Genomic DNA, 9,650 nt, shown 5'->3' on the forward strand with positions numbered 1-9,650 from the left:
ATTTGGATGTTACGTATATTATTTTGGTTATTTTGCTCTTATGGTAACTAAGGCGCTAAAGTAGTTTGGGTATTAGCGTGACTTTATCAAAATTTACGGCTCAACCCACATGGCCTCGTGACCATGCATCATCGTGCCATCCGTAAAGATTTCAACTCGCTCCTCCTAATAAAATCTTATCGCGCCTGACTCAGATGACAGAATTTTTGAGCGATTGCCATAGCGATTTTTAACCTGTCCCTCACATAAAATTTCTTCGCTCGTACTGTAGGGGCAGATAACGGCAGGTAGCCCTTGAGGCGTTATATTTTGCCGGGGCCGCGCCAAACCACAAACTCATTAGAGCCATTGTCTCCATAACAGCAATATAAAAATATATAAATAATACCAAACCTAAATACTCTTGACGGCAAAATTAGCCGAAAGGGCGCCTGCCGTTAAGCTGCCCTGTTGTAGAGCAAAAAATTTTATACTAATCTTTCTTGAACGATACGGTAAGGTTAAAAGACATCCTGGGGAGGTTCAATTTCTGAGGGAATGGCGCGAAGGGCGCGGCCTGCTTGACGCTCGTAGCGGCTATATTTCTCAACACTTTATCTGTGGTGGATCCCGCGTTCTCTATCGCGAGCGCGACCAGTTTTCCGTCGGAAGACAGCTCAAAGACAAGATTGACCTCGCCTTGCCTGTTATAATCCGTGTAATGGGCCTTCAACCTCTGCCTTATCTTCTCCCGAATAAGCTGGTAATAATTGATGTAGTCTTTAGTGGACCTGGCCTGGGCCTGCCTCTTCGCAAGATCCTGGGCGGCCTCTTTTGCGGGCTCCGGACTTTTTGGTATTTGAGGCGCTGTATTGGCAGAGGGTTTAAGCTCGACGTCCTTCTTCAGCTCGACCTTACTGACGGCGGGCGTGCTTGTATCGCTTTTGGCCTCAAATATAGCAGGCTCTTTTACGATTATGTAATCAACGGCAATAGGCTTAGGCTGCTCTACCCTATGCTCGACAGGGACAAGATTAACTAATGGTAAAAGTATGATACAGTGCGCCACAGCGGAGATCGCCATAGAATTCTTAAGCCTGGTCTTCATAATTATAAATATACCTCACATCGGGCTCAAGGTCAACGCCCGTATTTTTTTATATCCAGGAACCAGTGTTTCCAGAAACCATCCTTCAATATGACCTCACTCTCCAATATTTTAATGCTTTGCTTAAAGATAGGGCCATCAACGACGAGCGTATGGAACTCCCCGTTTTCTCCGCAGGGACATATCTTCCGTGCCTCAAACTCCTTCAATATCTCCTTATCTATATATCTTCCGATAAAATCCTTACCGAGGATACCGTCCCTGCAGCTTATTATAAGCGCCTTAAACCCCGATTCAATAAACTCTTCCGCTATCCGTAATGGAGGCACGTCCCAGAGCGGCTCTATAGGCTTAACCCCCGCCTCCTTACAAAGACGCTCTATCCAGTTCACATTGTCCAGCAGGTATATGTCGCCGAATACCATAGAGCGGATACCCGAGGCCGTTAACTCCGCCAGGGCCTGGCGGAAGATATGCTCATAGTCCTTCATGTCCCGTGATACCTCTTTCTGAATAACAGGCACTCCGATCAGCATTGCCTGCAGGCGGACCAGCCCGGCGTCGATTCCGTGAAAACAGCAGCGCCCGTCCCCTTTCGTCACGAAGTTAAGGAGATGTTCTATCCTGTATCCGTCCTGACGCGCCTTGTAAAACGCAAAGCAGCTGTCCTTGCCTCCGCTCCATGAAGATACGGCAGATATCATATTCAAACAACCTCCTTATTTATTAGAAGCTGGATTTTGCTCCCGCATAAGCGGCGAATGGGCTTTCTCCGAATCCCCTTACCTCTTCATACCGCTTATTGAACATATTGGCGATCTTCAGGTATATATCCAGGTTCTTCGCTATTTTATAGTTTGTGCTGATATTAACAACGGTGTACGGCTTTAATTTGTCGACATTTACGTCGTACCTTAAGCCGTTTACAAGGACCTCAAGATCCACATCCCACTTCGGCGAAATCTGCATCCAGGAGGATATCTTGAGTTTATGCAGAGGCCTTCTCAATAAAGGCCTGTCGGTGCTGAAATCTTTCGTATAATCATATGTATATGAAGCTCCCAAATTGACCGTATCTATCGGTTTAGCCTTAGCGCCTAACTCGATACCGTAAGAGCGCGCCTTGCCCGTATTTTCAAATTTTGACGTATAGAACACGCTGTTCGTCGTCGTATTTATGAGATCGTGGAGCATCAAATTAAAATAGGTTGCATTCAATATCAGCCTGTCGCCGAACAGATACTGGTCTATTCCCAATTCGTATGATTGGCTTGTTTCAGGCTTCAGGTTGACGTTGCCGCCGCCAAATCCACCCCAGCCCCAAGCGTCTGGAGAGGCCGCGACTGCATTAAGCTGATATAGAGTGGGTACCTTGAGACCTGTAGCCCACCCGCCTCTGACCTTCGTTCCCGTTTCAAAGAGATATGAGCCGTCTACCTTATATGTAATATGGGTCCCGGCTTGAGAATGGTGGTCTATCCTCATGCCCTGGGTAGACGTCAGCCTGTCTTGTATATTAAGCCTGTTCTGGAGGTAAAACGAGCCGTTTCTCGAGAATACCTTGGGCATATCATCCTCGCTGTTGCCTGACCCCCAGTCCAGATAATAGTAGTAGTCCCCGACCTCCCACGTATACTCATAACCGACTGTGAAGACGTCAATCTCCCCCAAGTGTATATTATTGCGGTAGTCCAGCTTGAATAGATAGCCCTCATACCAATCGCGCAGGTAATACGCCCACCCGCTGTATCTATCGTCATTATCACGCCTGAAGTTGTACATCCATCCCAGTTTGACGTGGTAACTGTAATAATCGATCGGTTTATGTTCGACATAACTGGAGACCAGCGTTTCGTAGTCGCGCTGGAACAGGTTGGGATAATCCTTCCGGAAACTGTCATAGCCGAACCTTGTGGAAGTGTTCCTGAATGTGCCGCCGACCTTTAGGTCATCAATGGCGTCGTATTCTATTCTTGCCGATATGGCGTACCGGCCATATCCGTCAAGTTCCGGATTATTATTCTTTGCCTGTGCGCTCGAGATCCCGCGGCTCTTTTCGTGGGATCCGGCCACTGAATAGCTCAAGCCTTTCTCTTTTGATCCCATACCGAAAGACTCTTTAAATGTAGAAAAAGACCCGGCTTCAAATGACGTGTTGAAATACGGCTCCTCCGCTTTCTTAGTTATGATATTGATGACTCCGCCTATCGCGTCCGAACCGTATAGAGCGCTCTGCGACCCGCGGACGACTTCTATCTGGCCGACGTTGTCGAGCGTGAGATGCGCGAGATTGTAAGCGCCGTTCGTGGAGATAGGGTCATATACCTTTATCCCGTCTATCATCACAAGCGTATGGTTGGCGTTTGCCCCCCTGATGAATGCCGAGGTCTGGCCGGTAAAGCTCCCGCTCTCGACTATGTCCAGCCCCATCTCCTCCTTAAGAGCGCTCTTTACATATTCGACCTTTTTCCTGTCAAAATCTGACTCGGTCAGCACCGTGACGGCGCTCGACTGGGCCCCCAATTTTTCATCCAACTTTGTCGGCGTGACGACGATCCTGCCCAGTTCGGTGGCCGGACCTATAATGGCCTCCAACGGCGATATAGCCCGCTCGAACAATTTTGTTACCGCGTCTTTACCTGCTCCTGTCTTCTTTTCCTGCGCGAAAACACTATTGCACAAAAGCGTTAAAAACATGACCACCAATAAAATCTTCTTCATCTTTCCCCTCGTTCATTTAAAAATAAAAAACCCCTGGCATGAAAATGCCAAGGGTAAGCTCCCTGTTCTACAAACCCGTATATGCGGCGTTCCTGCGACGCCTTCAATATATAGGCAGGTCTTCTGACTTGGGAGTCATCCTACTCTTCTACGCCTTCTCATCCCTCACGGGATAATGGCCTGTTCTAGAATTTCGTCATCCCCAACAGCGGCGGGACCGTTTCCGATTATCTATTCCTGCGAAGCTCAAAGCTGAAAAGCTTTGAGCGAAGCAGAACGGAATTCCCTTTTGAGCCCTCTCGGGCGCCTATATAAACCAATATGTCAATGATAGTGCTATTATATCAATCATGCCAAAAGTGTCAAGTGAAAATCCGTAAATCTTTTTATTCGAACTGGACTTCGTCGATGTAGACTATCCCCACGTGTTTGACCGAATTCCAATTTTCAAAAGTGAAGACCAATTGCTTTATTTGATCCTTACGAAGAGTATTCGCGCCGTCCTTAAAATCGGCCAGCGGAATTGTGATCTTTTGCCAGTCTGTTGTGATTCTATTCGGCGCGTTATACGCTATTCTGTAAAATGTGCTATAGGAGGTATCTTTGAGTTCTACCTTGATTCCTCTGGGATTTTCACCATCGCTTTTCGCTTTAACCAAGAATGTAAGATTGGTATACGCGCTCATATCGACGGGGATGTCTATGTAGCCGGATTGGTCCGGTCTTTCAACCGCGTCATTACCCCCGCCAAATACCGTATAAGTATATGCCCACCCATAGTCGCCGGTATTGTAATTCAATTGCAGCCCGCGGGTATAAGTATGCGCTGCGGCTAAAGAGTACTCATGGGTCATCGATCCGCCGCTACCGCCGCCGTCTCCCATATTCGCCCCCAGGGCGCACGTCCCGATCATATCTCCGTAATGGTCGACCCGCACGGCCGGGACAGGGTTGGTGTCAAGCGCTATATTATCGATATAGAGCGTCCCCTGTTTCGGGCTTCCGTTCGTATCGCTTTGCGAGTTTTCAAAGACTATCGTAAGCTGGCTCATCGATGATATCCCGTCGAGGTTGGCGAAATTCTTAAGCGGTATCGTGACCTTTTTCCAGGAGGTGGTCACCCCGCCGTCCAGATAATCGGTGATATATACAAATGATTTATTCCTGTAGTAATTTGTAGATTTTGCGGCGCTCCAGTATGTCGCCGTGCTCGTATTTTTAAGCTCTATCTTAAAGAATATTCCGCTTACAGAACCCTTGACATAAAAAGAGAGGTTGGCATACGATCCTATACTCCCTCCGCCGAATGAGCTGTAATACCCGGCATAACTGGCGCTGTCGTTGACATCAAAATCCAGTTTCAGGCATTTGCCCGGCAGGGTAGGATTCGAAGGGTCATTACTGCTCGGATAGCTTACTTCGCATGTCGCGGTCGAACCATCTTCGGCAAACGTGCCGGTGGCCCCGTTCCATGAGTTGACCTCTATCCCCTGGTCAAAATCATCCATGAGGGAACCGGGAACGATCGGTACCGCGGCTTCAGCGTTGACCGTTACCGATCTATCCACTGAAACGGCTTCGGAACCGCCCGATAAAAATAAGAGAGATACCAATAGCGCCGTTACCATAAAGACTGTTTTGAGATGTGTATTCATATTTCACCCGCTCTTTTTATCATTATTCATTCGTCAGATCAAAATATATCGCCGCGGAATATTCCGCCGCAGCTGCGTCTTTAAAGATGCCGCCAAGATAGATGCGGAATGTGGAGTCAATAGGGTCCCTGTCTCCAAGCCCGGGAGGAACAGCCGCCACGTGAGCCCATTCGCTCGTTCCGTATGCCGTAACCGAATATTCGCTGCCCGGCTGGTTGGCGCTCGTCCAGTCGGAATCATTCTTGTCTTTAATAAAGTTCCATGTCATGCTTCCGCCGCTGTATACATCCGACTCGCTGCCGCACGGAACGCCGCCTGCCTGGACATCGGGATAGACCCGCCATATGAGCGGCACCCTGTTCCGGCCGTCAGAGCTCATAAGCCCGTTATATTGCCCGGCCATATATTCGGGAACGCCATTATCGTTTTTAGTATAAATCCATATCTTCCAGTTATTCGAACTGGTAGCGTATTTTACCTCAAGGTATTGCCTGGCGGCCGCATAGTCCGAGGAGCCGCTATTCGCGAAGTCTACACCTGTACTTATCGAGTTATCCGCGATAAGTTTGGTGACGACATCGATCGAATTACCGGCGAGGCTTTCGGTCGTGAACTGGATATCATCCAGATACAGGACTATAGGCGCGGCCGACAACGACTTTATGGATAGCCTGTCCATATTATTAAAGGAGACTCCGCTGAAATCTGACAGTTTTATCTTTAGATTCTGCCACCCTTCCGCAGTCGTTATGTTCACTGACGCGTCCCCGGAAACAGCTCCTTTAAGCCCTATCTGTATAGGCTCGTGCCCGGCGCACTTTATCCACATAGAAAGAATTGTTGCCTGGCTTATATCCCCGCTATTCAAGCCTATCAAGCCCTCCTGGCCCGGGTCCAACGTGAGCTCTCTAATGCTGCCCTGTGTCCAGTCGTGCCTGATGCCCTGCATAAAAACAAATGGCCCGGTCGATACGCCGCCAAAGACGTTTGGCTCGCGGCCGTCGCCGTAATCTACCTCGAAATTCCCGGTCGTGACGGAGGCCTCGTCCGAATATCCGCTCTCCTCGGACGGGTTAGCCAGGTCGAATACCGTCACCGTGTAATAATATTTCATACTGTCCGAAACAGTGCTATCCTGATATTGAGGGGATGTCAGATCGGATGAGTTCAGCTTGGCGTAGGGGCCTCCCGCAGTCTGGCTCCTGTATATATTGTATCTTATATCGTCCCCGCTAACAGCCTTCCATCTAAGATTTACCACGGTCTTTCCGAACGACGCCGCCACAAGTTCCCGGGGCGGGAGCATGCTGGGCCCGAGATCAAGAACGAGCGTATTCCATATTATCCAGTCCCCTCCGGCATTATCGATCTGAAGTTTTATGCGGTTCCAGCCCTGCCGTAAATTCACGGTCGGTATCAGGACTTCCTGGACCGAGCTCATCTCAAGGTTATCGGCGACGATCTCGCCGTTGGCAATGACGTCAACATAGACCGTTCCGTCTGCCGAATACGGCTCCAGAGTGAGCTTCCTGCCGTGAGAAAGGTCATCTATATAAAACATTATGTCGGTGAGCGGATCAGTATCAACGTTGAGCGCCTGCTCAAAGGTGTCATATGCAATTGCACCGTATATAGACTCATGCCCGGCATAGTACGTATCGTCAAGCCTGTATTCGTTCCCATACAGCGAGCGTGTTATCGACCACGTATTGGTCAGCGTCGGCGCGGAGACCTCGAGGTTCTTCCAGGCAAGCCAGCTGTCGCCGCTTGTCCATGTCAGCGTGATGATATTTTCGCCTATGGCCAGGTCGGAGCTGTCTACCTCTATATATTTTACCTCGTCCGGCACATTCTGTACGTGCGAGAAGGCCTGGCTGCCCCTGTCGGCGCCGTTGACATTGACATTGACCTGGACGTCATAGTCCGCTACGGAATCGTTCATGAACGGATGGACAGCCAGCAGGTACTTGGAGTCCGCCGTGACCTGCGTCAGGCCGAAACTTATCTGGGCTGTCGTGTTAGTCGAGTCGATGAACCCGTACGCGAACTGGCTCTTCGCCGTGATGTCGTCTATATCGAGGTAGTGCTTCGGATCGGTATTTGACCTGAAATCCAACTGCGTAAGCAGGTCGTTCATCGTCCCGTAGTGTGTCTGGGCATTCATGAAACTGTTCCAGATGATGCCGGAATAGATATGGTTGGATAACATCGCAAGAGCTGCCCCGAGATCTATCCCCACAAAGAAATCTGCGTAAGTGCGCGGTGCGCCGTTCTTAAAAGACGCGAGGAATCCGTATTCATCGTCGATCCACAGGTTCGCGTCTCCCTTCCAGGCAGTGAGCGCCTGCTCTGCTTCAAGAGGCAATACACCGATGGAGCTTGCGACGACGCTTGTATTGACCGTTCCGTCATGTGAAGGGCCGGGCGGGTTCGCCAGAGGCAGGGCTCCGTAATCCCCGTGATAACCGACGCTCTCTACCATGTATGAGGAACTTAACCCCCAGGATGTCTGGTCGTAGCCATAAGCGCCGTCCTGGTCTATGCAGAACTGCCTGTTCGCGATTACCGCGTCTTTTGTATTCTGCCACCAGTCAACATTCCTGGCGTCGTGCTTATCTCTAAGGTCAAAGAATGCGTGCGGAAACTGATAGGCGAATAGCGAGCCATACCAGGTCTTTACAAGCGGCTTGCCGTTTGCGCCGTAGCTTCCAAGCTCTCTCCAGGGCGCGTAATACTGATCCGCGCTCAACGCGTGAGCGGTATCAGGTGAGGCTATGGCCAGTAGATAAAGGAGGAGGGACTCATCGTTGTAGTCCCAATGTCCGTTATTGTATCCGCCGCCGTCAGGCATCCACTGCTTAAAGAAGCGGTTATAGTTCTCTCCCGGCGTTAGATCTATAAATGTGGACCACTTTACATTGAAATACAGCTCCTGCGCCTTTGTCCTTATGGACGGCCTTGCCGCGCCAAAATACTCACCCGCGGTCAGGGCGCCGGAAACGAGAATAGCGGTATCTATAGAGGATACCTCGCAGCTTGACCACCGCATTCCCGTGTTGATATTGACAAAATGGTAGAAGAAACCGTCTTTTCCCCAGGTACTGTCTCCCAGGGGATCCTGGGAGTTCTGAATAAATAACAATGTGTCCAGAGTATCTTCCACTCTGTCAGCTATGTCTGCAGGTGCTACCTGCCAATCCGGGTCCGTCCCGGCCCCGTACTTCTCGGCCGCTACGCACATCGCGGCAAGCCCGAACCCGGTAGCGGCGATACTCGCCGCGTTATAATTTATGTCTATTGACGGATCCGGCACGTCGGCCATAACTCTATCCCGCACGAGGCCTGTCGCTGGATCGGCCTCGTTCCAGAAATATTGGGCCGCGCGCTGAACCGTGGCGTCAAGGATACTCTTGGCATTTACAGTCCATTCGTGGCACCGCGTGTTGACGCCGTCATTGACAGTGACCCTGACTTTATACTGGCCGCTCCGGCCCGCCGCGAAGTCGTAAGAATTCGAATCGGTCCCTACAACCACTCCGTCTACCTCCCATACATACGTCAGGCCGGTGTAGTCGCCCACGCTGAAATTTTGGGAATCCCCCTGGATCAGATCTATGGTATCGTTTAGAGGGAGGTTGGTCTGCGCTATATTGAACGCCCATTGATGGGATGTGGCAGGATTGCGGCCGTCGCTGATAAGAACCTCTACTGTGTGGTTTCCGGTCGCAGCCAGAGCCTGGTAGTCGGATACGGATAGTTTGTTGCCGGTAGCCGCCGCTGCGACGCTGCCGTCAAATTTCCAAGTATAAGTAAGGCTGTCTCCGTCGAAATCACTCATTATCATATCATCAGGGCTCAATATACTAAGCTGAGTCCAAGCTGGGATCCCGTTGGAATCCCATATATAGACTCCGTATGATAATCCGTAGTCCAGTATGACCTCATCATGATTATCTCCGTCAAAGTCGCCTGTTACCATATCTTCTGGGCTTAAGGTGTGGAGCTGTGTCCAGGCAGGGGTTCCGTTTGAGTCCCATATATGGATGCCATATTCCCCGTAGTCCAGTATGACCTCATCATGATTATCTCCGTCAAAGTCGCCTGTTACCATATCTTCTGGGCTTAAGGTGTGGAGCTGTATCCAGGCAGGGGTTCCGTTTGAGTCCCATATGTGGATGCCATATTCC

5 protein-coding genes and 1 riboswitch are annotated in these 9,650 nt (G+C 50.0%); all 5 genes read right to left on the bottom strand.

Translation table 11 applies throughout. The features are described 5' to 3' along the window. Positions 1-472: 472 nt before the first annotated feature. The 5 genes from WC592_03785 to WC592_03805 all read right to left on the bottom strand — a co-directional run bounded on the left by WC592_03785 (position 473) and on the right by WC592_03805 (position 9,574). A complete protein-coding gene (locus WC592_03785) occupies positions 473-1,087 on the bottom strand; it encodes a hypothetical protein (protein ID MFA4981573.1) in 615 nt (204 codons plus the stop codon). Between the two features lie 32 nt (positions 1,088-1,119). Next, positions 1,120-1,791, bottom strand: coding sequence for a diphthine--ammonia ligase (locus tag WC592_03790; protein ID MFA4981574.1), 672 nt, complete (start codon positions 1,789-1,791; stop codon positions 1,120-1,122). Between the two features lie 22 nt (positions 1,792-1,813). Continuing rightward, complete coding sequence (locus tag WC592_03795) at positions 1,814-3,808, bottom strand: TonB-dependent receptor (protein MFA4981575.1); 1,995 nt, start codon at positions 3,806-3,808, stop codon at positions 1,814-1,816. A gap of 95 nt (positions 3,809-3,903) precedes the next feature. After that, positions 3,904-4,134, bottom strand: a riboswitch (cobalamin riboswitch). Positions 4,135-4,194: 60 nt separating this feature from the next. After that, positions 4,195-5,463: a carbohydrate binding domain-containing protein gene (locus tag WC592_03800; GenBank protein ID MFA4981576.1), complete on the bottom strand. Its 1,269-nt coding sequence runs from the start codon at positions 5,461-5,463 to the stop codon at positions 4,195-4,197. A gap of 22 nt (positions 5,464-5,485) precedes the next feature. Then, positions 5,486-9,574, bottom strand: coding sequence for a glucoamylase family protein (locus WC592_03805; GenBank protein MFA4981577.1), 4,089 nt, complete (start codon positions 9,572-9,574; stop codon positions 5,486-5,488). Positions 9,575-9,650: the final 76 nt, after the last annotated feature.

Source organism: Candidatus Omnitrophota bacterium (assembly GCA_041648975.1).
GTDB lineage: Bacteria > Omnitrophota > Gorgyraeia > 2-01-FULL-45-10 > 2-01-FULL-45-10 > JAQUSE01.

Bases quoted from the DNA above. Each gene is read 5' to 3' on its own strand.
- WC592_03785 (MFA4981573.1), bottom strand. From the start codon at position 1,087: ATGAAGACCAGGCTTAAGAATTCTATGGCGATCTCCGCTGTGGCGCAC.
- WC592_03790 (MFA4981574.1), bottom strand. From the start codon at position 1,791: ATGATATCTGCCGTATCTTCATGGAGCGGAGGCAAGGACAGCTGCTTT.
- WC592_03795 (MFA4981575.1), bottom strand. From the start codon at position 3,808: ATGAAGAAGATTTTATTGGTGGTCATGTTTTTAACGCTTTTGTGCAAT.
- WC592_03800 (MFA4981576.1), bottom strand. From the start codon at position 5,463: ATGAATACACATCTCAAAACAGTCTTTATGGTAACGGCGCTATTGGTA.
- WC592_03805 (MFA4981577.1), bottom strand. From the start codon at position 9,574: ATGGTAACAGGCGACTTTGACGGAGATAATCATGATGAGGTCATACTG.